This is a genomic window from Vibrio sp. YQ_11, from assembly GCF_043103065.1.
In the GTDB taxonomy this organism is placed as follows: Bacteria; Pseudomonadota; Gammaproteobacteria; order Enterobacterales; family Vibrionaceae; genus Vibrio; species Vibrio parahaemolyticus.
This window is the reverse complement of sequence record NZ_JBICJM010000050.1, coordinates 455,483-480,766: the sequence shown is the minus strand read 5'-3', so window position 1 is coordinate 480,766 and position 25,284 is coordinate 455,483. Positions and strand designations below refer to the sequence as shown.

The window sequence follows — 25,284 nt, the reverse complement described above, 5'->3', positions numbered from 1 at the left end:
TGGATTTGAGTTTGGCTCACTATAAGCAGTCAATTTCCCTGCGTCCATCAAGGTCAAGCGTACAAACCTTAACCAGCACTCACATAGCGTAATTAATCTGTTGTTTTTCTGTAACTTAGCATTCACAAACCGACGTTAGAACGAAAGAAACAGATCGTTTCCAAAAAGAAACAATAACAAAACCATTCTTTAACAGGTGTGCGCAACGTCTTGTTATCAAAGTAAGTGATGAGGGAGTAACACCGTGTAAGTGGCTAAATTGGATAAATTATTTAAGAGAAAAGGTGGAAACAAAACCACAACACCAAAGTAACCAATGGCGTTGTAGACTTGATTTAAAATCGATAATTTTGACTTTGGAAGCTGTTGTATAGGTGATCAATGAAGATCTTAATCTTCTCGGGTTGCTGCCTTGTGTATGGGTAGACAGCGTAGATACCCAAGCATTTCGCCGTTTCTTCTTTGAACAACTGGATCAAGCTGCCCTGCTTTAAATCTTCATACACCAATACACGAGGCACGTAGATAACACCTTGCCCTAACAGCGCGACATTTCGCAACGCGGAAGAGTTGTTGGTGCATAAGTTGCCATCAACGGTAACTTGGTACGTCTTATCGTCGGCTTTAAACGCCCACTCACGCGCGCCAGTCTCCTGATAGGAATATACTAAACAGTTATGCTTAGTCAGTTCGATCGGCTGCTTTGGAATCCCATGCTTGGCAAGATACTTGGGAGACGCACACACCACCCAGTTTGCATCCACCAGCTTTCTGGCAATAAGGCTAGAATCTGGCAACATGCCAGTACGAATGGCCAGATCGAAACGCTCATTGACGATATCGACAAATCGATTATCAAGTTCCATATCGATATTGATGTCAGGATACTTGTCATTGAACTCCGAAATCACACCCGGAAGAATCAACTCACCAGAAATGGTAGGTACCGTGATCTTAATGTTGCCAGACAGGTTCTTCCCCAATCCAACGATCGATTCTTCGGCTGTAGCAACAGCTTGATAAACCGCTTTAGCGTGCACAAAGAAGGATTGCCCCGCCTCTGTCAACGTCAGCGTTCTCGTCGTGCGATAAAGAAGCTGAACACCTAATTCTTGCTCCAACTTCGCAATACGTTTACTAACCACCGATTTATTGAGCTCCATGTGCCTTGCCGCACTGCTGAAGGAGCCTTGTTCGACCAAATGGTAAAAAATGATGTAATCGTCGGTGTTTCTCATGCGTCTTCGTCAAATCCTTTAGAGGCCGATATTGTAAACCGATATCAGCCGAGGCGCTAAATGTAGGGTCACAGTTACCAATGGTGATACCTACAAATCACGAGAGAGAAATAAGAATAGGATCTGTTTTCGGATATTCAGATACAAAAAAACCAGCTTTCGCTGGTTTTAAGTTAATGCTTTAAGCATCGAGATACCGCAATTGCCATATCTGAACAATTTGGAGCGACACACGAGGTTCGAACTCGTGACCTCAACCTTGGCAAGGTTGCGCTCTACCAACTGAGCTAGTGTCGCAAATGGAGGCGCGTCCCGGAGTCGAACCGAGGTCCACGGATTTGCAATCCGCTGCATAGCCACTCTGCCAACGCGCCTTTCTTTAACGCTTTAAGAGGTCTCCCCCGTTGCGTTGGTTGCTACTTTACGGATTCAGAAAAGATAGTCAAACAAAAATCTTTCATTTTCTGTTTGTTTGCTTTTTTTTAAATCAATCAGATGAAAATTCGATCCAATTGCGTATTTATTGATTCTTCCCCAAACACATTCATCCGATAAACGAACTAAAAATAAAGCGGCGAATTCGCCGCTTTAGGTCATCAACCGTTACTTACGCGCTTGAGTAAACGTCCCACAACGTTTGGATGGTAAGACCAAGTATGATCAAACATCGACATTAACGCAGGGTTTCCGTATTTAGATAAACTGATCGCATGGAAGCGGTTTTTCTTCGCTTTAAGCGCATCCACTTTTGCCAACAACTCATCTTGCTGTTTTGGCGCAATAAAATCAGAAATTACCACCATGTCGGCGTTTTTGTATTTATCTCCACTCATCAAATCGATGGATTTGATAAGCGTTGGCTCCAAATCTGTACCACCATGGAAACTGTACGTTAAGAAATCCGCCGCCTCACGCAAACCATCTTGTTTGGTGAGCTCATAGGTAATGTGTTCAGTAGAGAAAATGATCACGTAACAATCGCGCTGTTCGGCCAGTGCGATCTGCATTAACGCATACGCCATCGCTTTTGCGCACTGCTCAGGGAAACCACTCATCGAGCCAGAGGCATCCACACAGACGATGAACGGCCCTTTTTCGATATCCACAGCTTTGTTGTCTGGACGATGCGCTTTGACTTTACGTAAAGTGCGAGATTTACCTTGCGTGCGATAGTTCATCAAACGCTTGTCGACCAGATGCTTGTAGAACACGACTTCTAGCTCTGGGTAGGCCAAAAACATGGTCTCGTTTGGCAGCAGCTTGTTGAGATCATCACTTTCATGGATACCGACGATATCATCAGTCGCTTCGTCGCTTTTTTCTTCAACCATTTGCAGCTCTTCCGCTGGTGCACGGTTTAAGTCAGGATCATTCACTTGCCCAGCCATACGGCCAAGCTGTTCTGCGATTTCTTGCAAGCCTTTGTGCTTTTTCAAAAACTCCGCATGACGCTTCATCACCGTTAAATCGGTTTTGCTGAGTTTTGCCGAAGCCATATCCCACAAGCGCCCTACGCTTTCAGCGTCGCCAGATTCCGTCACTTTATCCATATTGCGCATGGTTTCCATACGTTGATACAGATCGTTAAGAACTTTCTCTTTGTTGGCTTCTAACTCACTTACTTGCGCCTGTTTAATTGCATCAGCAAGGCTTTGATACCATTGGTCACAGAAGTAATGCGGGAACATCGGGTTATTAACCCCTTTGTTCTTTTCCATCATGCGGCGTGCTTGCATGTAAAACGCAGAGTGCCACTCAAGCTTTTTGATCACATCCTCTATGCGCTCAAAAAACTCATCTTCATCCCAGTGAATCACTTCTTGATATAAAGCGAGCTCTTGTTGGAAACGCTCCGTCTCACATACTTTGGTGATGCGTTTTTTTACGTTGCCGCGCCATTTTAACAAATGGTTTTTCACCGACGATTTTACACCTCGGTTTTCTGCCATCATCATGACTTGAGAGCGAGCCATCAAATCGTTTACAGCACTGTCGATGATGCCTGAATCCGCCACCATCAGCGCCAAGTTGAGTCCGTCTGCACCTAACATGTCGTCTCCTTAAGAGAAAAACTGATGTAAGTTTTTAAAGCGTTGAATGATCTTCTCGCTTTCACCTTGGATAGACTCAAGTCGTTGGCTCACCTGTTGCAGACTCGACTCCATAAGACGTGGTAATTCAGGATCCACAAAACTGTGTGGCAGTGCATCATGAAAGTTCGCTTTGACTTTACGCATGTGGTGCTCTGCTTCACTCAGTTGGTTTACGGCTTTTTCGCTTTGCGACAACCATTTTTGGTACAGCTCAATGTCCAAACCTTGTTGCGTTACCAAGCTCACCAAAATACCGCGGTTAGCAATATCGCGGATCACCAAGTTGTTCGCCGCATCCACATCAAAACGCAGACGACACATATTGGTGTTTTGGTTTACGTAACCGTACACATCACCTTGGCCATCTTTGATCACACGGTCCAGTTCATCTTTCGGTACATAAACCCAACGGCTATCGCCTTTTTCCGATTCCGATACCGACATGTTGCTTTGCAAGATAACTAACTTCACTAGGTTAACGGCCGCACCCACTTTGTAGGTTTTCGCCTTCGAAGTATCGAAACGCATGGTTTCTTTGCGCAAAATACCCGTTGCTGCTTCAGAGGTCAGCGTCATACGGTAGGTGTCTTCTAGCTCATGCTGAACATCAATCAAAGACTCGCGGCAGTACTCGATTTCCTGCTCTGCGTCTTGTTGGTCAAAAGCGTGCTTGAGCGCGAATTCTTGTACCACTTCACGCACGACATCACGCGACTCAGGGCTATTCCAGAGACAGTCTTGCAATAACAACAGATCAAGAGGATTAATTTCATCACGACCATTAAAGAAAGCGCTCGCTTTCAGTAGCTTCACCGCCTTTTTCCAGCGACGGTCAGACACGTACATGTCGGTATGTGCTGCGTCGCCAAATTGCGCTTCCACTTTGGTTTCCAGCATCGTTTTTAGCTGGAACAGCTTTTCAAATGTATTGTCGGTGAGTGTCAGTTTGTCGAGTTGTTGCTGCCACTGGTGATACTCTTCATCGGTAATCGCCAAACCTTCCGGAATTTGCGCTTCTTGCGATGTGCCAACGGTTAGCATGGATTTGAAGTTTTGCTTATTCTGAATTCGGTTTACGAACACACGTACGAGCATTCGGTCATAAAGTGCGTCTAGGCCGCTGTCTTCATCTGGTAATTCGTTGGAAGCAGAAACCAGCAAACGCATTGGAACACGTTCAATGTCACTGCCATTTTTGAATGTTTTTTCGTTCACGACGGTCAACAGAGTGTTCAGAATCGCAGGGCCCGCTTTCCAAATCTCATCAAGGAAAACGACTTGCGCTGTAGGTAGGTAACCTTCGGTGAGTCGGACATAACGGCCGTTGTCCTTCAACTCTTGAATACTCAAAGGACCAAACACTTCTTCTGGTGTCGAGAATCGAGTCATCAAGTATTCAAAGTAACTGCTGTTATCAAAAGCTTGGATAAGACGCTTTGCAATAAGACTCTTTGCAATACCTGGAGGGCCTAAAAGAAAGACGCTCTCCCCAGCCAAAGCGGCAAGGAGACAGAGTTTGATGGTGTGTTCGCGTTCATAAACGCCATCAGTTAACGCTTTTGCAAGCTTGTTAATACGCTCGGAAAGTAGTGCTTTTTCGGCATTGGATGCAAAAGAAGGTTGGCTCATACGTACTCCGGCTGCTGAACTGATGCTGTGTATTTATTTTTATACATTTGTTATCACTTTGTTACAAGTGTAATTTGTTCGAATCACCCTTATAACAGATGCTTATCTCTCTCTTTGCTGAGCAATCAAAGTTTCCATTTATGAGATATAGCTCACTGAAAGTGCAAACGCTTTCGTGGCCTTGCAACAATTTTTGCTTTTGTTTCCCACCGTTTGTAGTTAATGTTCAAAAACGTCAAATTGCGGTCATTGCTAGGGTTTACAACTGCATGAGCAAAACAATTCATAAATGGAAGCAAATTTCTTTGGTTGAAGAAGACGTTCAACTTCCTACAGGTCAAGTCATTTCACACACCACCATTCACCATCCAGGCGCTGCTGTAATACTGCCAATCGCCACCAATGGCGATATAGTCTTAGTGAATCAGTTTCGACCTTCTCTCAATAAATGGCTTCTGGAGTTACCAGCAGGTACTCGTGAAGGCGACGAAGACCCGCTCTGCTGCGCGCAACGTGAGTTGGAAGAAGAAACTGGCTTCAGCGCAGAAAAATTTACCCCACTCGGTCAAGTGACGCCGCTTGCTGGGTTTTGTGATGAAATTCAGTATTTGTTTGTCGCCGAACACTTAGCCAAAACCAATCGCTACGAGTGTGACGACGATGAAGTGATTGAAGTCGTGACATTGTCACGGGAACAGCTCGAAGAAAAAATTATTGATGGCACCATTACCGATGCCAAAACCATCGCTTGCTTAAGCAAAGCTCGCCTTTGCGGATACATTTAGGAATTTGGACCAAGGAGATATTCATGGATTTTCGTTCAGACACAGTGACTCAACCCACCCAAGCTATGCGCGAAGCAATGTTCAGCGCCCCTGTTGGCGATGATGTTTATGGTGACGATCCTACCGTAAACGAGCTAGAGCAATTCGCGGCTAAATTGGCAGGGTTTGAGGCAGCGTTGTTTACCACTTCTGGCACACAAGCAAACCTTTTAGGATTAATGGCGCACTGTGAGCGTGGCGATGAATATTTATGCGGGCAGCAAGCGCACAATTACAAATATGAAGCAGGTGGCGCAGCGGTACTGGGTTCTATCCAGCCTCAGCCAATTGAAAACAATCCAGATGGCACGTTGCCATTTGACAAATTAGAGGCAGCAATTAAACCTGATGACGCGCACTTTGCTCGTACTCGTCTGCTAAGTTTAGAAAACACCATCAACGGTAAAGTGATCCCACTGTCTTACTTAGCGGAAGCTCGTGAATTCGTTAATAAACACAATCTGAAACTGCATCTCGACGGTGCCCGTGTGTTTAACGCAGCTGTTGCGCTCGATGTTCCCGTCAAAGATATTGGTCAATACTTTGATTCCATGACGATTTGTTTATCGAAAGGTCTTGCGGCACCCGTTGGCTCACTGCTGCTTGGCAGCAAGGAATACATAGCGAAAGCTCGCCGTTTAAGAAAGATGGTCGGCGGCGGAATGCGTCAGGCGGGCATTCTAGCGGCAGCAGGTAAACTGGCGATCACTGAACAAGTCGCGCAGTTAAAGCAAGATCACATCAATGCACAAGCATTGGCGGAAGGTTTAGCTGAACTACCGGGTTTCTCGGTAAATCCTGACTTCGTTCAAACCAACATTGTGTTTGCTAAGTTGGATGCTAAAGTCGATATCCAAGGCATCGCGGAACAACTCAAGCAACAAAACATCATCATCAGCCCGGGAAACCCAATTCGCTTTGTTACACACAAAGACATCTCTGCTGAAGATATTCAAACCTTCCTATCGAGCCTTAAATCTCTTCTTTAGATTGATTTTGATCATTGAGCTTCCCCTTGGGGGAAGCTTTATTCTACGGTCAATTATCGCTAAATCGAGAATCCATAATGCTAAGAACCCTCCTTTTAACGTCTCTCATTTTTACTTCCACCGTTTATGCCAATCCTTTTGGCGATGCTGAGAAAGGCAAAGTTAAAGCCCCAAGCTGCGTATATTGCCACGGCACAAATGGACTAAGTAGTAATGACGCCTATCCGAACCTTGCAGGTCAAAGCCCTAAATACTTGTATGACTCGATGAAAGCCTATCAGGATGGTTTGCGAACCGGGCCACTGGCAGAGATGATGAAAGCGCAGTTACGTATGCTGAACGATGAAGATCTCCGCGATGTTGCTGCATTTTTTGCCGAGCAATCAGGCGACTAAACGGTTTGCATTAATGAGTGAGAAAAGGCTCGTCAGCAGTGCGAGCCTATTTATTTTCCTGAATATAAAACCAACAACACATTCCACCAACAAATGAACACAAATCAATCAAACACACTTTAGATCAAATATTTGATGAATTTATAGTTCACTATAGGCATTAATATTGACTTTTTATTCTACTTTATCGATATTTCATGCTTTGTTTGATTCGACGTGAAGTAAGTTATGTCTCACACACATGCGCAGCCATCGGAATCGGCTGCAACAAAGCAATCATGGCAGATGCCTGACACTCTCATTTTAATCTTTTTTGTTGGTATCTTTGCTGCGATTCTTACCTATCTAATTCCTGCTGGTCACTTTGATAGCCAACAGGTGTCTTACGTGGTAGATGGGGCGGAAAAAACACGTACTGTTATTGATCCGTCTTCTTTCTCGTACGCAACCGACGAAAACGGCGAGCTGGTTTACAACAAAGTGGGTCTCTTCGCTTCTGGCGGCGGTATTGGCTTGATGAACTTCCCATTTGAAGGTCTGGTTTCAGGTTCAAAATGGGGCAGCGCAATCGGCGTTATCATGTTTATGCTTGTGATCGGCGGCGCTTTTGGTGTCGTGATGCGCACGGGCACTATCGACAACGGTATCCTTCGCCTGATCGACAAAACCAAAGGTAATGAAGCGCTCTTCATTCCTGTTCTGTTCTTGCTGTTCTCTTTGGGCGGCGCTGTCTTTGGGATGGGTGAAGAAGCGGTGGCGTTCGCCATCATCATCGCTCCATTGATGGTTCGCCTAGGTTATGACGGCATTACGACCGTAATGGTGACTTACGTTGCGACTCAGATTGGTTTTGCGACATCTTGGATGAACCCATTCTCGGTTGCGATTGCACAAGGTATTGCTGGTATTCCTGTACTATCGGGCATGACGGTTCGTATGGCACTTTGGGTTGGTTTTACACTCATCGGTATCGCCTTTACGATGGTTTATGCGTCTCGCATCAAAGCAAATCCTGAGTACTCTTACAGCCGCCGTACGGATAAATACTTCCGTCAGCAAGAACTAGGTAGCCACGACTCTCGTTGGAACTTCGGAGACACGCTCGTTATTCTAACGGTTATCGCAACGACGATTTGGGTGGTTTGGGGCGTAGTAGCCAAAGCATGGTACATCCCAGAAATCGCTTCTCAGTTCTTCACAATGGGCTTTGTGGTTGCCATCATCGGTACGATCTTCCGCCTAAATGGCATGACCCTTAACTGTGCGGCGGATGCTTTCAAAGAAGGCGCAGCAATCATGCTAGCTCCTGCTCTTTTGGTTGGTTGTGCGAAAGGTGTATTGCTTATTCTGGGGGGTGGTACTACCGATGAAGCAAGCGTACTGAACTCGATTTTGAACAGCGCAGGCGGCGTGATCAGCGGCCTTCCTGATGTTGCCGCAGCTTGGTTGATGTATGTGTTCCAATCCATCTTCAACTTCTTCGTGACCTCGGGTTCTGGCCAAGCAGCACTTACGATGCCTCTGCTGTCTCCTCTTGCAGACATCGCTGGCGTAACTCGTCAGGTAGCGGTTCTGGCATTCCAACTGGGTGATGGTTTCACTAACGTGATAGTCCCTACTTCTGCGTCCCTAATGGCAACGCTTGGCGTGTGTCGTATCGACTGGGGTGACTGGGCGAAATTCTGCTGGCGCTTTATGCTATTACTCTTTACCCTATCGAGCATTGTCGTCGTCGCAGCTCACGTGATGGGTTTTGCGTAAACTGATTAACAGATAAGAAGGCGAGACAAGTTCTCGCCTTTTTTGATTCAAGCCAAATGACAAATAAGCATCAAAACGATGTTTTGGAGTGACAACTTTAATGGCAACACAATTTCTGGATGACGTAATTCAAGGTCATCAAGTCATTCAATCTCTCGACGTAACTGACTTGCCTGCTGGCGAGCATAAATTCTGGTTCCGCATAGCAACCAATGCCCTATCTCAGTGGCAACACCTACCAGTATTGGTATTCAAAGGCGACAAGCCGGGCAAGAAGATTATGATCACTGCCGGTGTTCATGGCGATGAATACAACGGCGTTCTTGCCGCGCAAAAAACAGCTCGAGAGCTGATCGGCAAAGAACTGGCGGGCACTGTCACTGTTGTTCCAACCATCAACTTAACGGGTATGTTGAACCACAGCCGCGATTTTTACTCCGCTGATCCTGATGCCTCACCAGCAAACCTAAACCGCTTTTTCCCAGGCGACGCAAACGGCAATGAGGCCAATCGCTACCTGTTTGCATTATGGAACAATCTGCTTAAGCCAAATGCAGAGCTTGCGATTGATCTGCACACCCAAACCAGTGGTGCCGCTTACCCATTGTATGTGTTTGCCGATTTCCGTATCGAACAATCGTTGGAAATGGCTCGCTCAATTAACCCAGACGCTATCTTAAACGATCCGGGGGATGCAGGTGTTTTAGAAACCGTGTGGAACAACAGCGGCATTCCAAGCATTACTATCGAAGTGGGCATGGGGCGTTACACTGAGCAAGCGTTGATTGATCGTACGGTTGCGGGGATTTTTAACGTGCTAAAACGCCACGAAGTGATTTCTGGTGAAGCTTCGCCAGTCATCCCTTGCCTTGAAGGTAACGAGATCATCAGTATTCGAGCCGAGTTTGGTGGCTTCGTTCTACCGCAAGTGAAAATGATGGATACCGTTGAACAAGGTCAATTGCTTGCGATTCAATACGATAGCTTTGGTGACGAAATTCAGCGCTACATGGCACCGACTAGTGGCACGGTATTAAGTCACAACATTGAGTCGATCAGGGCTCCTGGTTCATTGGTTGTTCGCCTAATCAAATAGCCCTAGTTGTTCGCTATTTGAAAGCACTTTTTCGGATAGGTCAATTTGCAACCAAAAGCCCCGCTCATTTAGCGGGGCTTTTTACGTATAGAATCTATTTCTTCATTCGTGACATTGTCACTAACGATACGGTTACTGCACAACTTATCTGTACTACACCTAGGTTTTGAATTATTCCTGCCAATCCAAGCCCCGCCCCAATCAGTAAGTAGTACATCAGCCCAAATACTGCGCCTGCACTGCCCGCTTGCTGTTTATAATCCACCAAAGCAGCGCTTAGTACATTAGGTATCGCAATGCCAAAAGCCATCACGACCAATAGCATTGGAACTAAAAACCAAATAGATGTTTGAGCCCAAAAGACACCAAACCCACCAGCCAACAACAGTATCGATGCGATCCACAACAAAGATGTTTGCGTTCGTCCTTTACCCAGCAAAAATTTATTCAACAAGCTGCCGACAAATGTACCTAAGCCAAGTACAACGCCACTGTATCCAAACTCCGATGAGCTAAAACCTAACGCCTCAAATGTGAAAGCACCTAATTGGTAGTAAGAAAACAATGCGATATTGTAGAGCGCAACTAATAACGTCGATTGCCAGATTTGCGCATCTCTCAGCATTCGCCCCAGAAGTGAACCCATATTCAAAGGCTGTTTCTGAATTTGTGTCTCTGGCAGTTTGAAAACGTTGTAAACAAACAAGCCTAAGGCCATGACAAACAGTGTAAAAAAGACGGTTTGATAGCCGCCCAATGCGGTTAACTGGCCGCCGAGCAACATGCCAATCACCGGACTGACAGAAATTCCTATTCCCATTACGCCGAATACTTTACCCAACTCTTCGCCAGAAAAACTGTCCCGCAACATGGTTTGCGTCACCACCGAGCCAACTGCGATACCAAAGGCGCTCAACGCTCGAGCCAACATGACCACATCAAAGCGGTCAGTTTGCATCGCAACCAATGCAGAAAGCCCATAAACGAGCAAGCCAACTAGCATGGTTGGACGTCTTCCCCATTTATCTGCTAATAGCCCCCAAACCACGACTCCGATTGCAAATGCTGTAAAGTAGATGGACAGGGTTTGCGCTGCTTGCGTATAGGTGACTGAGAATGACTGTGCAATATCACCAAGTGCAGGGCTGTAAATCGTCTCTACAATTTGTGGAAACATCAGCATCACAACCATTAATCCAATAGAAGGTTTCGTTTTCATTTTTGCCTCTCTACCCCACTTCGACCTGATGAATTCAGAAGCTTAAGTGGGTAACAAACTTAACTTGGCGCGCAGTATAGAAGGCGTTATGCTTTACCCATTAACATCATTAAGACCAAAAACATCAAAATTCGGACAAATGGCACTTATTGAAGAAAACACTCAGTTTGATGCAGACAAGCTCACAGCCAACGTGGTCGGCATTGCTGCAGATGTTGGTAAACACGACTCAGGGATGCATCAGCACCATAAAGGTCAGTTACTTTACGCGCCACAAGGATGCATGACGTTTGCCCTAAATGATTCCATTTGTATTTTGCCGCCAACCAAAGCAGTGTGGATCCCACCTAAGACTCCACATCGCGCCGTAATGACGAATGTTGTGGCGTATCGTTCTGTTTATTTCGATTGTGACAAATTTTCTTGCCCGAAAAGCATCGTGATGATTGAAGTTAACGATCTCCTAAAAGCACTGATCAATAAAATGGCTTTGTGGGAGTGGGACATAGAACAAACCAAAACGAATGCGACAACCATATTGTTTTGGGAAGAGTTTTATCAAGCGAAGCAATTCGAGCTCACTTTACCATTGCCATCGGATCGTCGTTTGGCTTCATTTCGAAACGCGATGACAAAAGACGGATTCATTGCTCCTGATCTCAACCATTTATCGAAAACAATCGGGGCAAGCAGTAAGACAATTACAAGACTGTTTAAGTCCGAAACAGGCATGTCTTATCAAGATTGGCGCCAGCAATGGCGATTGTTAAAGGCAATAGAGCTGTTGTGTGAGGAGAGGCAAGTCAGTGATGTTGCCCATTGCTTAGAGTTTTCATCAGACAGTGCATTCATTGCGTTCTTTAAAAAACAAACGGGACAAACACCACTGAGCTTTATGAAGCATCGAACCTTACTGTAAGGTCAGCAGTTGGACAATTTACTGTTTTTGATCGACCAGGATCAACTCATCTAGCACAAAGCCTTTCTCTTTGGCGACTCGCTTAAATCGCTCCACCGTCGCCTTATCGACATTTGGTTTCCGAGAAAGTAGCCACAAGTAATCATGGTTAAAACCTGAAATAAAGGCGTACTCATAGTTTTCTCCTAGCTCGAACACAATGTACGAAGAATAGAACGGGCCAAAAAATGAAACTTTAAGATGGCCGATGTTTTCATCTCCAACGAAATACGCTTTGCCTTCGGCTTGTGTCCACTTTTTATCTTCTTGCGAATAACCACGGTTGATAACCGTGACACCACCGTCTTCACGCAATTCGTATTCAGCCGTAACGTTAGAGAGGCCGCGTTCAAAGGAATGATCCAGTCGAGCGATTTCATACCATTTACCGAGGTAGGGTTGGAGTGCAAAGTTGTTTACAGGCTCAACATCATCTGGTTTTGACGTACAACCAAACATCGCGATCAAACATAACAACATCCATGCTTTTATAGATTTCATTTTTAACTCCAATAGCGATTACTCATTGATTTTACTCTATAAGATTGAAAATCGATCACAGACGAAAGATTTTAGAATCTCCGCAAGCCAACCCTTGTTCCTGATAACCTTGCAAAGCTTCAAAAACATTGAAATGACTGACGACAATAACTTTGTCATATTGTCTGTACCTTTCCAAAACCGCCACCGTTCGTGCTTTTAACGCTGTCACATGCTCATAGCGCTCGTCGCTCATCGGCAGTCTTAGTTTTAGCAACTCGCGATATTCGTGCCAACGCCGGTCTCGCTCGGCCAACGAAATATAACCACCAGAAGTATCCGCCCGCCACTCTCTCAGATCGTGTTCGACAAACAATTCAAATCCATGACGACGGTTAAGGATCTCCGCCGTTTGGAGCGCTCTCGTATATGGTGAACAAATAATAGCCTGCGCATCATCGAATACGGCGTTGGTAAGCTTTTGATGAAGTTCCGATAAACACGCTCGATCTAATGGCGCGTAATCTTTCTCTAACTGCGTCATGGATCTTTCATCAGCTAATGAAAAATCTGGCACGCCATGTCGCACAAAAATAATGTCCATCTATTTGTTTTCTCTTAGCTTTTACTTATTTTATAGTTTTTCGAGATAAGCTTGTGCTTTTTTCGGGTTAATCAAATGAACAAATTGAATGGGTGAGCCGCTCAATTCACGTTTCAGTTGAAGATATTTTCGTCGTCGTTTTGCGTAGTTTTTAATAGACCATAATACGATGGAGTCTTTTGTGAACAGTCGATACAGACTTTCTCTGTTACCAGTCCCTTCCCACAGCTCTTGCTCTGTGTAAATACGAGTGAGTGCACGTTTGATCGCTCGGTAAAACGTCACCATTCTTGAATAGTCCAACCAAATTATCGTGTCGACGTCTTGCCACTTTATGCTTTCAGTTCGAGAATAGTTTCCATCCAAAACCCATTCGCTTTGCATGAGGGCCGTTTTTAAGTTGCTGAAAAACTCATGGTCGGTGCTTTCTTGCCAGCCCGCTTTCCAAAACAATTTGTCCATTTCGATATGTGTAACGTCGAGCTTCTGAGCTAAGGCTTTTGCGAAAGTAGACTTACCACTGCCGCTACTACCAATGACATTTATCCTTTTCATATAACGCCCTCCATGGCGCTGGCAACAAACTAACGAAGAACGCTGCAGTTAGTCAAAACTACAGCTTATTTTTACAGGTCGGTGATAGTAGTGTTTTGTATGATTGATAAGAAGTTTCAATGTCAATCATGTGAACCATAACTCATATTAAATTTGATTTATAGCGCTTAACGCTGCCCCAACTCTCGATTAAATTGAGTCTTCGTAGGCAACAACATCACGAGTTTTTACACTGTAAACTGATTTATCAAGAACAGAGTGTTTGATTTATCGTGCTTATTTTCTATGTAAACTCGCTCCAATTACTCATCGAATTAACTTTGTGCATATCAAAAGTTTGCACAACATAGACAATGGCGTGATTTCATCACCACTATAATACGATCCGATATGAATAGAGGTGATGGTTATGATGTTAAAAACAGTGTCGACTTGTGCAATTTTGGGGTTGCTTGTTGGTTGCCAACCAAAAAACCAAGAAGAGACGACACATGTAACAGCCTCGGCAGATGTATGTAATACACAGGGAAACATGCCAGGTGGGTGGAACGAATTTGATGCTACCCCTGATGCACAAAAGGCGATGGCCTTTGTCCTGAAACAAATGGATACTCTTTCGTCATTCAAACAAATTCTGACAGTTCATGCACAAATAGTGAGCGGTGTGAACTACGCAATTGAATTTGAAATGGATGATGGCTCGATTTGGAACACTATTGTATATCGTAATCTCGACGGAGAGTACGCGATTACTCAATCGCCAAAAGAAGGTCACTTCTGCGAACAATAAGTGTCAGAGTCGATAAAAAAGCCCCATAAAGGGGCTTTTTTGTTTTCATTTAACTATTTGATTTTTATTTAGATAATAGCATCTGAGATTTAACCGAAACGGTAGAACCAAACCTAGACGGTTCAACATCGATTCGCAACGCCATCTGCTCTTTGAGTTCAGACACGTGTGAAATTACGCCAATCATGCGGCCCGTTTGCTGCAAGTCGACCAATGTTTGAATCGCCAGATCGAGAGATTCAGGGTCCAAGCTACCAAAGCCTTCGTCGATGAATAACGTATCTAAACGAATTCCACCGCTGTAAGATTGCACGACATCAGACAAGCCTAATGCCAAAGCTAAAGCTGCCATGAAGGATTCTCCCCCCGACAACGTTGCAACATCACGCATTTTTCCGGTGTAACCGTCTTCCACCACGAGATCAAGTCCTCGCCCTGCAGCACCTTTAAAACCCTCTGTTTTACGCGCTAGAACATATCGACCCTTGCTCATCAAACTCAGTCGTTGAGAAGCTTGAATCAAAACATCATCCAATAAAACCCCCAACACAAATCGGTGTAAACTGATACGGCTGCCCGTTTTACCACTGGCGACATCATAAAGCGTACCGAAAACTTTGTACTCTTCCTCTAATTTACGGTTTTTATCGTGCAGATTAGAAATTTCATTGCGAACTTTTTCCAAACCCTCAAACAGTGAACGCGTGCTATCCAGCTGATTTCTAATTTCTAGATACGAATGTTGAGCAGTGCTTAAACTGACGTTAAGCGCTTCTAAATTAGGCTTCTCGACCGCCTTCAAAGCTTGATTTAAATCCGCAAGAGTTTGTTCTAACTGAATTTTTGTCTGCTTAAAGTTATCTATTTCTTGTTGCCAAGTTTGAGTTTGTTGTTCACTCACTTTACTCTGTAAGAAGTGCGCTTCATCAGCAAACGCACTCGCTTTTAGTGCGCTTTCCCATTCGGTTTTAGCATTTTCCAGTTTACTATTCGCTTCCAACAGCCACTGTTGGTGAGTCGTCAACTGACTATCGACATTTGATTTCGCCAGCACAGCTTGTTGTAACTGCGCTTGCGCAGATTCTAGGCCGTTATTCAGCTCAACAATTTGCTTGTGTATCTGAGTCAAGTCGTTTTCTAGTTGCTCTAGTGATGTGTATTTATCATCTAATGACGCACTCAATTTCGCTAACTGCTGCTGATTTGCTTTAATCGTCGATTCATTTGCAGCCATCTGGTTTTGCAAATCGTTGATCTTACCTTCGCCAACCACACAACGTTGATTCAACTCGTTCACGCTTTGCTCAAGCTGAGCAATATTAATTGCGTTCAAATGCTGTAATCGTTCATTGAGTTGATGAATTGATGCCTGTAATGCTTGCAGCTCTAGGTTCGCGTTCTGCCCTAACTCCGAAACCATTTGCTCAATTTGCTGCGTGTATTGAGCAATCGCAATATTGTGTTGTTCCAACTGGTTGCTCAATTGGTTCAGCGTGATTTGAGCCTCACGCTCCTGATGACGAGCCTGTTGAACTTGCTCTTTTGTGACTTCATCACCAACAAATTGAGCAGGCTGAGGATGTTCGGTACTACCACAAACGGGACACTTCTCTCCAGTTTGTAAACGAAGAGCAAGAACTGCCGCTTGCGCATTATGCCAACTGAGCTCTAGCGCATCCGCTTCACGTTGAAGGTTTTCATAATAAGACTTGGCTTGAGTTACCGAGGCTTGTTTACTTGACGTCAATGCATCTAGCTTTGAAAGCTCTTGATTTAAATTACCTAACTTTTGAAGATCCGACATCAAACGCTGCTGCTGTTTGATCTCTGCATCCACACTACCAATACTTGCGACATCAACGCGAGCTTGCTCCAACACTTTTTGCGCTTGCAGGGCGTCTTGCGTCAGTTTTTCCCTAAACACTATGTATTTTTTTAGCGTTTCTTCAAATTCTGATTTCTGCTGAAGTCCTGCAGCGATGGCACTATCCAGTTCAACCTTCTCGACCAACTTGCCTTTCATGCTTTCGAGTTGGTATTGCTGCTCTGTCAGCGTAGGAACCCGATTCGCTTGTTCTTTTGCCTGTTGGAAAGCTTGTTCCTTCGTTTTTAAAATGTCGTCAGCGGCTTTTAGGTCTTGAGAAAGAACGGCAACCTTTTGGTTTAAATCTTGAACTTGCTGGGCAGCATTTTGCAGCGTGATATAAGGCAGTTCAATCCTACTCGCCTTTTTCGCATTATCTAACTGCAGTTGGCGAGCCGAAATGGTTTCAGTTTGTTGCAAGTGCAGGTGAAGCGCGGCTTCTGCTTGTTCATGCTTTTTAAATTCATTGCTTAACGTTTCAGCTTTCTGAATTTCTGTTTTCACGGCATTTAACTGAGCAAGCGATTCCTGCTCTCGCTTTTGCGCTGACGCGAATTGGACAGACAGCGTTTCACGTTGTTCTGTTAATTCCGCTTCTGATGTCACTCCAGCAACTTGAAGCGCGCCACGAATTTGGTTATCAAACTCATCTTTTGCTTTGCTTATCGAGCTTGCTTTGTCTTTTAAGGCGTATTCGATCTTTTTATAGATATCCGTTTCGAATAACTGGCCAAAGATTTCTTCACGCTCTTTAGACGTTGCTAATAACAGCTCGCGAAATTTACCTTGAGGCAATACCATAACCTGACGGAACTGAGTTTCGTTCAAACCAATAATATTAGTGATCTCAGTTTTAACTTGGGTCGTTTTGCTGGTGATGAGTTTTTCTGTCTCACCCAATTCATACAATGACGCCGTGTGTTTGCGAACGGTCAAGCCCTCACCACGGGCTTTCGGAGCTTCTTGCTCCGGCGCGCGAGTCACTCGGTAAACTTTGCCATGCAAAGAGAAATCTAGAGTTACTTCGGTCAGCAGCTGTGGCGATGCTAAATCACAGCGCATTTGGATCCCTTGACGTTCATTGCTAGTGGTTTCGCCATATAGCGCAAAGCAAATCGCGTCTAAGATCGAGGTTTTACCTGAACCAGTAGGTCCATTAATTAAAAATAAAGCATTACTTCCAAGCTTTTCAAAATCAATAGTTTCTGTTTTCGCAAACGGACCAAAGGCTTGCATCGTGAGTTTGATTGGTTTCATATTTGGCCCTTACTGCTGTGAAAGTTGCTTAATGATGTCGCTGATTGCTTGCTCTTGCTCATTGGATAATTCACTATCCTGCGCTTCAGCAAAGAAATCTTTGAACATGTCAATTTCACTGCGAGCGAGCTTAGCTTGCGCCATTTCTTGCTCAACACCAATTAGCATTCCTGGCTTCTCTAGGTGCAAAACATTCGGGTAAACCGTACGAAGTTTCTCCATCGGATTCAAAATGGCGTGTTTATCCATTAATCTCACCAGTAAATAATCTTCATTTTTCGGGTCCGTTTTGCCCCACTCTAGAATTTGTTCCAATTCGCCTTCAACGATACGCATTTCATGAGGCGCAGTTAACTCAATATGTTCCGCCCCAATAAAGCCATCTTTGCCGATTTCAACTAATGTGAAGCCTTTCTTTTGATTTTGTTCACCGAAGCTGTACTTCATCAACGAACCAGAATAACGAATGTACTCCTCACCTTTCTTTTGAGGTTGGTGCAAATGACCTAACGCGACATAATCGAAGTTTAAAAAATGCTCGTGGCTAACTCGATCAGAGCCACCGATAGAGAGCGGTCGTTCTGATTCAGATTCAATAGCACCATCTACGAAGCAATGACTGATTAGAATATTTCGATGCTCAGATTGGAACTGCTCTGTAATTTTTTCGGCAAGCAGTTTATGAGCTTCATCGTGTGTCGACACCGGCTCTTTATATACATAACGAACTTGTTCAGGATCATTGTATGGCATTCCATAGAAAGCGACATGACCAGCGGCTTTCGTTTCAATCACAACTGGCGTTAACATATCTTCAAAGTTGCTGATGATATGCAGTCCCGAACGTTTCATTTGCTCAGAACCAAAACCCAAACGCTCTGCGCCATCGTGATTGCCTGAAATCAATATCATAGGAGTATTGAGCTCACCACAGATTCGCTTTACGACTCGATTAAGCAACTCGATAGCAATCGTTGGTGGAACGGAGCGATCATAGACATCTCCGGCAACGATTACAGCATCAACCGGATTGTTTTCAATATATTGGATAAGTTGCTCAAGAACTGCCTGCTGATCTTCAAGCAAAGAGACATTGTGAAATTGTCGGCCAAGATGCCAATCTGAGGTGTGGATAAACTTCATTCGAATTCACTTTCTGCCACAAACATGGCGTTATCTTATTATCCCGTTAGGATATCGTGACTTCGTAAGCTTTTCATGTGGTTTGTGTTGATTGTTCTAAGAATCTTCCTCCTCACTTCGACCAAATAAGGCCCCAACAACATACCCACAAGGCTCGATGTCTAGCTGAACAGCGTGAAAGCGTTCACTCGCCTCGTTCAATTGTTGTTGATACAGGCAAACTGCTTTGAGAATACCGCTACAGGCTCCAAGCGAACCTAACTTCACATTCAGAAAATGGTATCTAGTGTCGGAGGTAATCCACGGTGAGAAGCTCTGAATATGATGCATCCAAATAGGCTCTTCGCCTTCAACAGATACAGTAAAGTCACTCACCGGATATTTACAGTTAAGCCCTAACTGCTTCATGACCTTCTCTACTGCAATTGACTGCTGTGTGGCATCTAAATCAACACAAACGTTTCTGCTGAATAAACCACCTTTGCACGGCTCGCATTTCGCCGCCACGACCGAACTACGCGAACCATTCACGTCGTCATTTTTGGCATTAAATCCCAAAACCCAGGTTGGTCGACTTGAGACCAACTCTCTTTCTATTCTTCCAAGAGCCATCAAAAAGGATGCCTGCCCGTACGGATACAAGTAGATATTTGTACTTGGATGACCACCTAAGGCAGATGATATATTAAGCATGATTTTTTTCAGTAGCGTTTTGTCGCTGAGTTGGGGCAACAATACGCAAACACAACCAGATACTTCTGCTTGTTTTAAGCTTCTCCCATGTGACGCAATGAGCTTAAAAAGTCGTTCTTCATAAACTTCATTGTTAACGTTTTGTGTTCTTTCACCGGAAAACCTAAATGAAGTATCGAGAATAGAGCTGACTTGTACTTCCTCATCGTCAATAAGACATAAAGGCATCTTAAAACCAATTCGCATCTATCCCCCGATGAGGACGGTCGGTACACCGACGAGAATTTTTCCACCATGAGATGTAGAGTCCCCTGATCTAGCAGCCGGTTTACCATTAATCTTAACGCTAGAAGACCCCGCAGATATGCTGTCAGGCGGCCCGATACAAACGAGTTTGTCACCTTTTCTCGCGGCAGGGATGCCTCCTATTTTTACATTTGGAGAACCCATAACAACAGGACCTCCAACATGAGGGATCTTGCCTGTTTTCTTTGGACAAAGGTGAAAACTTCCAATCACTGCTGCTGGTTTACTCATTCTCAGTTCCCTCTTAATTCAAAGAGATTTGTCCTGCTTTCAATGCGATTACAGAGCCATTGATAGAAATCTTGTTGCCCTTAATGTTGATTTCGCCAGAACTCGACATTTGAATTGAGGCTCCACCGACTTTAATTTCAATACTTTTCCCTGCATTGAGGGACAACACTTTTCCAGTGTCAGAGGTATAGTTCTCTCCCACTTTTAACATCGCATTTTTTCCAACGTCTTGAGTGACATCGTTGGTTACTTTCTCAACTTTATTGTTCTCAACCACAATATCTACGCAGTCTTCGACTAACATTTGGAACAACTTTTCTGCGTGAAGGTAAATGTGTTCTTCGCCAGGTTTATCTTCAAAGCGTAACTCGTTGAAATTGGCGTTTCCTTTTTGAACTGAGCGGGACTTAAAACCGCTTTGAGAACTTTTCTCTGGAAGAGAATACGGGGGCAACTGGCTCCCGTTATACAGCGCACCCGTGACAATAGGTTGATCTGGGTCGCCATTCACAAACTCTACGATAACCTCTTGCCCTACCCGAGGATGAAACACCGCACCCCATCCATTTCCGGCAACACTTTGAGCAACTCGAATCCAACACGAACTATTTACATCGTACTTACCCAAACGATCCCAATGGAACTGTACTTTTATTCTGCCATGTTTATCAACGTATACCTCACCGTCTTTATTACCAGTCACAATGGCTGTTTGAAGACCTTTAATTTGCGGTTTAGGGTAAGTAACCGCCGGCCTTAAAATGGTTTTAGAGTCCACACAAGTAAACGCAACACGAACACCTTGAGAAGCGGTGCCACCCAGACCAGTTTGATTAAACACAGAAGCAAAAATCGTCACAGAGGCCAAGACATATTCTTTTCCTACTCGCGATTTATCTTCGTGTTTTTTGAACTTAAAACATTTACCCACAGAAAAGGTTCGACAACTCGCCTCTCCGCTACATAGATAAACGTTCTGTTGAAGGGATTCAATTGCGTGAGTGTTTCGAAGCGAGTACTGATCGTCACTTTCTGTTTCACCCAGATACTCAAAATACTCACTCGCAGGTACGGTAAACAGTGCAGTATCACCAGCAGCTACGTTTTTGGGTTGTGAGGCTGGTTTAAGCATATTGAAGCCAGACTTCTGGCTTGCTTTAGTCGTTAAAACTTGTGTTTCGTTCCAAGCAGAAATGTGACTCGACTCTGAACTACCTGTATCGAAATCGACCATAAACTCAGGACTGGGTTTGTAAAAGCTTACATCATCAAAAATATCTAGGACATGGGATGATTTAGAGTGACTAAAGCAAAAAGAGAGCCCTTCTTCGGCTAGGAGGCGCTGAACAAAAGCAAGATCAGATTCTTCATACTGAACTTTGTAGGAATATTGTGGATACGTATTTTTTAGTTCAAATTTAAATGCAACACCATGCTCTGAAAGCACTTCGGAAATAATGTCTTTTATATTTTTCTTCTGAAAGATCTTACAATTATTTCTGTACGCTGCGAACTTAACTTTCGGTTCAACAATAATTTCAATATTTTTGTAGTTTTCTCCATTATGAGAATTCATCACTCTCTGGCCTTCGAGCTTTGCAGCAGAGACAATGCCATGGAAAAAACGCGGACTTTTAGAAACACGACTACTATTTTCCACTGAAATCGTTACTTCTTTACCCACGATTTCATTGAGCTCATGTTTTTGATCATTAAAATAAGCTTTAGCACGCAATGAAAAAAGCTCCGAGATCCCTTCTCTATATTCGAACGAATTGAGAATAAGAGCATCTTTTCCAAACGGAGAAGAAATACGGATAAAGTTGTTGTCTTGACTTGCTTTTTTCATTGGATACTTATATTTCCTTTTGAAATAGCGGAGGAGATAACCCCTCCGCACAATAAATTACATTTGTTGACCTTTAACACCGCTGTAGCCGTAAACCAACGGAGCAGAAGTGTTGTTTTTGTCATCAGTAGGTGTCACTGTCATCATCATTTCAGTGTATGAAATTGTGATAGTTTCTACTGGGCGATCATCTTGAATCGATACTGAGTAGTTAGAAATCATCGCATCAGTCAGTTCGATTTTCATGATTTCTTCAACTTTTTCACCCTGCTTAGTGATGTGGAATACTGCAGGTTTACCTTTACCGATTGTTGCTTCCTTGAATAGATCAGGAGACGAACGATCTTGAAGTTTAGTGATAGTTAAATCATATAGGCGTGTTGCACTTGCTTCACGGTCCATTGCTGTACCTGTGTAAGAAGAAATTTCACGACCAACACTCCAATCTACAGATAGTAGTGTAATTAAATCCTTATATTGTTCCGCTGTCGCTTCACCTTTAATATCTGCGTATTTAAGATACGTATTAGACTGCATGCTAATCTCCTAGAGCATTATTAATTGACATATTTCGTATTAATTAAATTACCTGAATAATGATAATTAATGATTGATGTATCAAAAACTTCATTTTAAATACGCTCCTTTATATCTTTAAATTAGATTTAAATTAAGCGATATTTATAACTAATAATAGTTATTATGAAGCAACTCTCAATTATTATTTACAGAGTTAAACTTGTTAAATAAGTGAGACTTCTAGTTCTTTAATTGAACCTCTAACATTAATTTCATCGAACGTCTTACCATTAAGAATTGCATTCAATATTTCATGAGAAATTTTAGGAAGTAAATTATTTTCAATGGTGGTTTGAATTACACGAGCACCACTTCCTGACTCATTACTATTGTCTACAATGTCATTAATTAGTTGTTCATCAAAATACAACCCTGCCGAATAATGTTTTCGGATACGGTTAGATACTTTGTTGAGTTTTAACTTAGTTATTTCCGTTAGGACTTCTTTTCCGAGAGGCAAGTAAGGTAATACATTAACCCGCCCCAAAAATGCAGGTTTAAAATCTGTTAGCAAATCATCTCTAAGCGCTTCTTTTAGAGCTTCCGGTTCTGGCGCTAAGTCTGGATCTGCATAGAGAGACATTGTGGTTTCTGTGCCAGTATTCGCCGTCATGATAATGATGGTGTTTTTAAAATCGATATCTCGACCTTCACCATCTTTAATGGAGCCTTTATCAAACACTTGATAGAAAATATCTTGCACACCGGGGTGCGCTTTTTCCATTTCATCCAACAGAATCACACTGTAAGGTTTACGCCTTACGGCTTCCGTTAGAATGCCCCCCTCACCGTATCCGACATATCCAGGTGGAGAGCCTAACAACAATGAAACCTTATGCTCTTCTTTGAATTCCGACATATTTATGGTGGTTACGTTGTCTTCGCTCCCATAAACTTTCTCTGCGATAGCAAGAGCGGATTCCGTTTTTCCGACACCACTAGGGCCAGTTAATAAAAACACGCCATTAGGTTTAGTTTCATCCGTCAATTGGGCACTTGCTGTTTTGATCACTTCGGACATGATTTCTAGAGCATGATCTTGCCCCACCACTCGCTCGCACAAGCTATCTTTTAGGTTAAGAACCGCTTCAATTTCGTCATCTTGCAATTTTCCAAGTGGAATACCTGTCCAATCAGAAATTACCTCAGCAATCAAAGATTCATTCACATGAGAAAAGACTAAAGGTTGCGTGTTGAGCGCTAAGTTCGATTCGATTTCCTGTAATCGCTCTTTGTCACAGTCGACATTCTCTTCTATCACCTTAGCTCTCAAGGACTTAGCTTCTTGAACCCACTGCTTTTCTTGTTCCCAAATTGCCTCTAATTCTATGACTTGATTAGATAACTCATCGATCTCATATCGAATATTATTAAGCTGTTCATCGTGACTTACGCCTAACAGAGCCTCTTTGGAAAGTTGTTGAAACTCCGCTTCTTTGATGTTTAGCTTTTTCTTTTTGCTATCCAACGCGCCCGGAGTGGCAGATTGGCTCAATGCAACACGCGAACATGCAGTATCTAATACTGATACTGCTTTATCTGGTAGTTGGCGTCCGTTGATGTAGCGAGCAGAAAGTTGTACCGCAGCATTCAGTGCTTGGCTTGTGATATAAACATCATGATGTTGCCCCATGATGTTAACCAAGCCTCTAAGCATATCTACCGCTAACTCAGGAGTCGGCTCGTCTACTTTCACAACCTGGAAGCGCCTCGTTAACGCGGCATCTTTCTCAAAATATTTTTTGTATTCAGCCCAAGTAGTTGCAGCGATGGTCCGTAACTCTCCTCGAGCCAACGCTGGTTTCAATATATTAGCAGCATCACCTTGCCCCGCTTGACCACCACCTCCGATTAGACCATGAGCTTCATCGATAAAAAGAATGATTGGCTGCGAAGATTCGTTAACTTCTCGAATGAGATTTTTAAGTCTGTTTTCAAACTCCCCTTTCATCCCCGCACCCGCCTGAAGCAAAGCAAGATCGAGTGATTTGATGGCAACATCATGTAAAGCCGGAGGAACATCCCCATCCACTATTTTTTGCGCCAGCCCCTCAATTACCGCAGTTTTACCTACGCCTGCCTCACCCGTTAAGATCGGATTGTTTTGGCGGCGACGTAATAAGATATCGATCATCAAGCGGATTTCATTGTCGCGACCGATAACAGGATCTATTTTTCCAGCTTTAGCTTGCTCAGTAAGATCCGTTGTGAACTGATTCAATGCTGAGTTCGAGCTACTCGTCGCCTTAGAAGTATTGTTTCCACCATCGCCCACATGCTCTTTCATTGCGACTAGGCGAGATGGTTCGACTTTGTCTAGCTCCGCGCTAATAACGTTCATCATATTCACTAGCGTGTCATCAGAAAGATACGCAAACAGTAAGTGGATACAGTTCACTTGTTCTTCATGAAACTCTATCGTTGCGCACATCAAAGCATTCTGCATCATGGTTACAGTATGAGCAGAAAGGCCTGGGACGGTTTGGCATCCAGTTTTGTATTTTTCAAGCTGAGCTTGCAGTTGTTCTTCGACTTTTCTTCCATCAATATCAAAAGCTTCAAACACTTCTGAATAAATACCGGATGGATGTTGAACTATCGCCAACAACCAGTGGGTCAACTCTATACTATGATGTGTACGCGAACTTGCCATTGCCGCCGCTTGCTCTAGCGTTTCCTTCGCTTGCGGAGACAATCTTTCGACCAACGCTGAAAGTGATAATGAAGCCAT

Annotated in this window: 21 protein-coding genes and 2 tRNA genes; 7 read left to right on the top strand and 16 right to left on the bottom strand. The window is 43.7% G+C overall.

Annotated elements, in window-relative coordinates; all coding sequences use genetic code 11:
- Positions 1-335: 335 nt before the first annotated feature.
- From ACF8EG_RS23880 to ACF8EG_RS23860, 5 genes are all read right to left on the bottom strand, one after another.
- Positions 336-1,238: a LysR family transcriptional regulator gene (locus tag ACF8EG_RS23880; RefSeq protein ID WP_069505994.1), complete on the bottom strand. Its 903-nt coding sequence runs from the start codon at positions 1,236-1,238 to the stop codon at positions 336-338.
- Between the two features lie 221 nt (positions 1,239-1,459).
- A tRNA-Gly gene (locus ACF8EG_RS23875) sits at positions 1,460-1,535 on the bottom strand.
- A gap of 3 nt (positions 1,536-1,538) precedes the next feature.
- Positions 1,539-1,612, bottom strand: a tRNA-Cys gene (locus ACF8EG_RS23870).
- A gap of 222 nt (positions 1,613-1,834) precedes the next feature.
- A complete protein-coding gene (gene viaA / locus ACF8EG_RS23865; protein ID WP_005463855.1) occupies positions 1,835-3,289 on the bottom strand; it encodes an ATPase RavA stimulator ViaA in 1,455 nt (484 codons plus the stop codon).
- A gap of 9 nt (positions 3,290-3,298) precedes the next feature.
- Positions 3,299-4,960 carry an ATPase RavA domain-containing protein gene (locus tag ACF8EG_RS23860; RefSeq protein ID WP_069505988.1) on the bottom strand — a complete coding sequence of 554 codons (1,662 nt, stop codon included), beginning with the start codon at positions 4,958-4,960 and terminating at the stop codon, positions 3,299-3,301.
- A 269-nt stretch (positions 4,961-5,229) separates the two neighbouring features.
- Here ACF8EG_RS23860 and ACF8EG_RS23855 point away from each other — a divergent pair, with 269 nt between their 5' ends.
- The 5 genes from ACF8EG_RS23855 (at position 5,230) to ACF8EG_RS23835 (ending at position 10,025) form a co-directional block, all read left to right on the top strand.
- Complete coding sequence (locus ACF8EG_RS23855; protein WP_025631428.1) at positions 5,230-5,745, top strand: NUDIX hydrolase; 516 nt, start codon at positions 5,230-5,232, stop codon at positions 5,743-5,745.
- Positions 5,746-5,768: 23 nt separating this feature from the next.
- A complete protein-coding gene (gene ltaE, locus ACF8EG_RS23850) occupies positions 5,769-6,773 on the top strand; it encodes a low-specificity L-threonine aldolase (RefSeq protein WP_025631429.1) in 1,005 nt (334 codons plus the stop codon).
- A 77-nt stretch (positions 6,774-6,850) separates the two neighbouring features.
- Positions 6,851-7,168 carry a cytochrome c gene (locus tag ACF8EG_RS23845; protein ID WP_005498990.1) on the top strand — a complete coding sequence of 106 codons (318 nt, stop codon included), beginning with the start codon at positions 6,851-6,853 and terminating at the stop codon, positions 7,166-7,168.
- A gap of 228 nt (positions 7,169-7,396) precedes the next feature.
- Positions 7,397-8,929 (top strand): putative basic amino acid antiporter YfcC, encoded by a 1,533-nt coding sequence (gene yfcC / locus ACF8EG_RS23840; RefSeq protein ID WP_005463845.1) that lies wholly within the window; start codon positions 7,397-7,399, stop codon positions 8,927-8,929.
- A 100-nt stretch (positions 8,930-9,029) separates the two neighbouring features.
- Positions 9,030-10,025 carry a succinylglutamate desuccinylase/aspartoacylase family protein gene (locus ACF8EG_RS23835; RefSeq protein WP_005498994.1) on the top strand — a complete coding sequence of 332 codons (996 nt, stop codon included), beginning with the start codon at positions 9,030-9,032 and terminating at the stop codon, positions 10,023-10,025.
- Positions 10,026-10,119: 94 nt separating this feature from the next.
- Here ACF8EG_RS23835 and ACF8EG_RS23830 read toward each other — a convergent pair whose 3' ends face one another.
- Positions 10,120-11,244, bottom strand: a complete 1,125-nt coding sequence (locus ACF8EG_RS23830; protein WP_069505986.1) for a multidrug effflux MFS transporter — start codon at positions 11,242-11,244, stop codon at positions 10,120-10,122.
- Between the two features lie 139 nt (positions 11,245-11,383).
- On the opposite strand from ACF8EG_RS23830, the gene ACF8EG_RS23825 reads away from it, so the two are divergent.
- Positions 11,384-12,163, top strand: coding sequence for a helix-turn-helix domain-containing protein (locus tag ACF8EG_RS23825; RefSeq protein WP_025794087.1), 780 nt, complete (start codon positions 11,384-11,386; stop codon positions 12,161-12,163).
- Between the two features lie 18 nt (positions 12,164-12,181).
- Here ACF8EG_RS23825 and ACF8EG_RS23820 read toward each other — a convergent pair whose 3' ends face one another.
- From ACF8EG_RS23820 to ACF8EG_RS23810, 3 genes are read right to left on the bottom strand one after another with little or no spacing between them, the layout of a single operon-like run.
- Positions 12,182-12,703 (bottom strand): lipocalin family protein, encoded by a 522-nt coding sequence (locus tag ACF8EG_RS23820; RefSeq protein ID WP_020842201.1) that lies wholly within the window; start codon positions 12,701-12,703, stop codon positions 12,182-12,184.
- Between the two features lie 55 nt (positions 12,704-12,758).
- Positions 12,759-13,286, bottom strand: coding sequence for a histidine phosphatase family protein (locus tag ACF8EG_RS23815; protein ID WP_069505984.1), 528 nt, complete (start codon positions 13,284-13,286; stop codon positions 12,759-12,761).
- Positions 13,287-13,316: 30 nt separating this feature from the next.
- Positions 13,317-13,841 (bottom strand): AAA family ATPase, encoded by a 525-nt coding sequence (locus ACF8EG_RS23810; RefSeq protein ID WP_069505980.1) that lies wholly within the window; start codon positions 13,839-13,841, stop codon positions 13,317-13,319.
- A 409-nt stretch (positions 13,842-14,250) separates the two neighbouring features.
- Between ACF8EG_RS23810 and ACF8EG_RS23805 the strand changes: the two genes are divergently transcribed.
- Entirely contained in the window at positions 14,251-14,631 is a 381-nt protein-coding gene (locus ACF8EG_RS23805; protein ID WP_005480328.1) for a cystatin domain-containing protein, read from the top strand.
- A gap of 64 nt (positions 14,632-14,695) precedes the next feature.
- On the opposite strand, the gene ACF8EG_RS23800 is transcribed toward ACF8EG_RS23805, so the two are convergent.
- From ACF8EG_RS23800 to tssH, 7 genes are all read right to left on the bottom strand, one after another.
- Positions 14,696-17,752 (bottom strand): AAA family ATPase, encoded by a 3,057-nt coding sequence (locus ACF8EG_RS23800; protein WP_069505978.1) that lies wholly within the window; start codon positions 17,750-17,752, stop codon positions 14,696-14,698.
- A gap of 9 nt (positions 17,753-17,761) precedes the next feature.
- Positions 17,762-18,895: an exonuclease SbcCD subunit D gene (locus tag ACF8EG_RS23795; RefSeq protein ID WP_005488655.1), complete on the bottom strand. Its 1,134-nt coding sequence runs from the start codon at positions 18,893-18,895 to the stop codon at positions 17,762-17,764.
- 96 nt (positions 18,896-18,991) lie between these two features.
- Positions 18,992-19,834, bottom strand: a complete 843-nt coding sequence (locus tag ACF8EG_RS23790) for a hypothetical protein (RefSeq protein WP_025794080.1) — start codon at positions 19,832-19,834, stop codon at positions 18,992-18,994.
- On the bottom strand, positions 19,835-20,125 hold the full coding sequence (locus ACF8EG_RS23785; protein WP_069505976.1) for a PAAR domain-containing protein: 291 nt from the start codon (positions 20,123-20,125) through the stop codon (positions 19,835-19,837). It abuts the gene before it with no gap.
- 13 nt (positions 20,126-20,138) lie between these two features.
- Complete coding sequence (tssI, locus tag ACF8EG_RS23780; protein ID WP_025794077.1) at positions 20,139-21,974, bottom strand: type VI secretion system tip protein TssI/VgrG; 1,836 nt, start codon at positions 21,972-21,974, stop codon at positions 20,139-20,141.
- Between the two features lie 57 nt (positions 21,975-22,031).
- Positions 22,032-22,511, bottom strand: coding sequence for a type VI secretion system tube protein Hcp (locus ACF8EG_RS23775; protein WP_005375967.1), 480 nt, complete (start codon positions 22,509-22,511; stop codon positions 22,032-22,034).
- Positions 22,512-22,716: 205 nt separating this feature from the next.
- Complete coding sequence (gene tssH, locus ACF8EG_RS23770; RefSeq protein WP_069505974.1) at positions 22,717-25,284, bottom strand: type VI secretion system ATPase TssH; 2,568 nt, start codon at positions 25,282-25,284, stop codon at positions 22,717-22,719.

What these genes read in the sequence shown, in the direction of transcription:
- ACF8EG_RS23880 (WP_069505994.1), bottom strand. Translation starts at nt 1,238, where the DNA reads ATGAGAAACACCGACGATTACATCATTTTTTACCATTTGGTCGAACAA.
- viaA (WP_005463855.1), bottom strand. Translation starts at nt 3,289, where the DNA reads ATGTTAGGTGCAGACGGACTCAACTTGGCGCTGATGGTGGCGGATTCA.
- ACF8EG_RS23860 (WP_069505988.1), bottom strand. Translation starts at nt 4,960, where the DNA reads ATGAGCCAACCTTCTTTTGCATCCAATGCCGAAAAAGCACTACTTTCC.
- ACF8EG_RS23855 (WP_025631428.1), top strand. Translation starts at nt 5,230, where the DNA reads ATGAGCAAAACAATTCATAAATGGAAGCAAATTTCTTTGGTTGAAGAA.
- ltaE (WP_025631429.1), top strand. Translation starts at nt 5,769, where the DNA reads ATGGATTTTCGTTCAGACACAGTGACTCAACCCACCCAAGCTATGCGC.
- ACF8EG_RS23845 (WP_005498990.1), top strand. Translation starts at nt 6,851, where the DNA reads ATGCTAAGAACCCTCCTTTTAACGTCTCTCATTTTTACTTCCACCGTT.
- yfcC (WP_005463845.1), top strand. Translation starts at nt 7,397, where the DNA reads ATGTCTCACACACATGCGCAGCCATCGGAATCGGCTGCAACAAAGCAA.
- ACF8EG_RS23835 (WP_005498994.1), top strand. Translation starts at nt 9,030, where the DNA reads ATGGCAACACAATTTCTGGATGACGTAATTCAAGGTCATCAAGTCATT.
- ACF8EG_RS23830 (WP_069505986.1), bottom strand. Translation starts at nt 11,244, where the DNA reads ATGAAAACGAAACCTTCTATTGGATTAATGGTTGTGATGCTGATGTTT.
- ACF8EG_RS23825 (WP_025794087.1), top strand. Translation starts at nt 11,384, where the DNA reads ATGGCACTTATTGAAGAAAACACTCAGTTTGATGCAGACAAGCTCACA.
- ACF8EG_RS23820 (WP_020842201.1), bottom strand. Translation starts at nt 12,703, where the DNA reads ATGAAATCTATAAAAGCATGGATGTTGTTATGTTTGATCGCGATGTTT.
- ACF8EG_RS23815 (WP_069505984.1), bottom strand. Translation starts at nt 13,286, where the DNA reads ATGGACATTATTTTTGTGCGACATGGCGTGCCAGATTTTTCATTAGCT.
- ACF8EG_RS23810 (WP_069505980.1), bottom strand. Translation starts at nt 13,841, where the DNA reads ATGAAAAGGATAAATGTCATTGGTAGTAGCGGCAGTGGTAAGTCTACT.
- ACF8EG_RS23805 (WP_005480328.1), top strand. Translation starts at nt 14,251, where the DNA reads ATGATGTTAAAAACAGTGTCGACTTGTGCAATTTTGGGGTTGCTTGTT.
- ACF8EG_RS23800 (WP_069505978.1), bottom strand. Translation starts at nt 17,752, where the DNA reads ATGAAACCAATCAAACTCACGATGCAAGCCTTTGGTCCGTTTGCGAAA.
- ACF8EG_RS23795 (WP_005488655.1), bottom strand. Translation starts at nt 18,895, where the DNA reads ATGAAGTTTATCCACACCTCAGATTGGCATCTTGGCCGACAATTTCAC.
- ACF8EG_RS23790 (WP_025794080.1), bottom strand. Translation starts at nt 19,834, where the DNA reads ATGCGAATTGGTTTTAAGATGCCTTTATGTCTTATTGACGATGAGGAA.
- ACF8EG_RS23785 (WP_069505976.1), bottom strand. Translation starts at nt 20,125, where the DNA reads ATGAGTAAACCAGCAGCAGTGATTGGAAGTTTTCACCTTTGTCCAAAG.
- tssI (WP_025794077.1), bottom strand. Translation starts at nt 21,974, where the DNA reads ATGAAAAAAGCAAGTCAAGACAACAACTTTATCCGTATTTCTTCTCCG.
- ACF8EG_RS23775 (WP_005375967.1), bottom strand. Translation starts at nt 22,511, where the DNA reads ATGCAGTCTAATACGTATCTTAAATACGCAGATATTAAAGGTGAAGCG.
- tssH (WP_069505974.1), bottom strand. Translation starts at nt 25,284, where the DNA reads ATGGCTTCATTATCACTTTCAGCGTTGGTCGAAAGATTGTCTCCGCAA.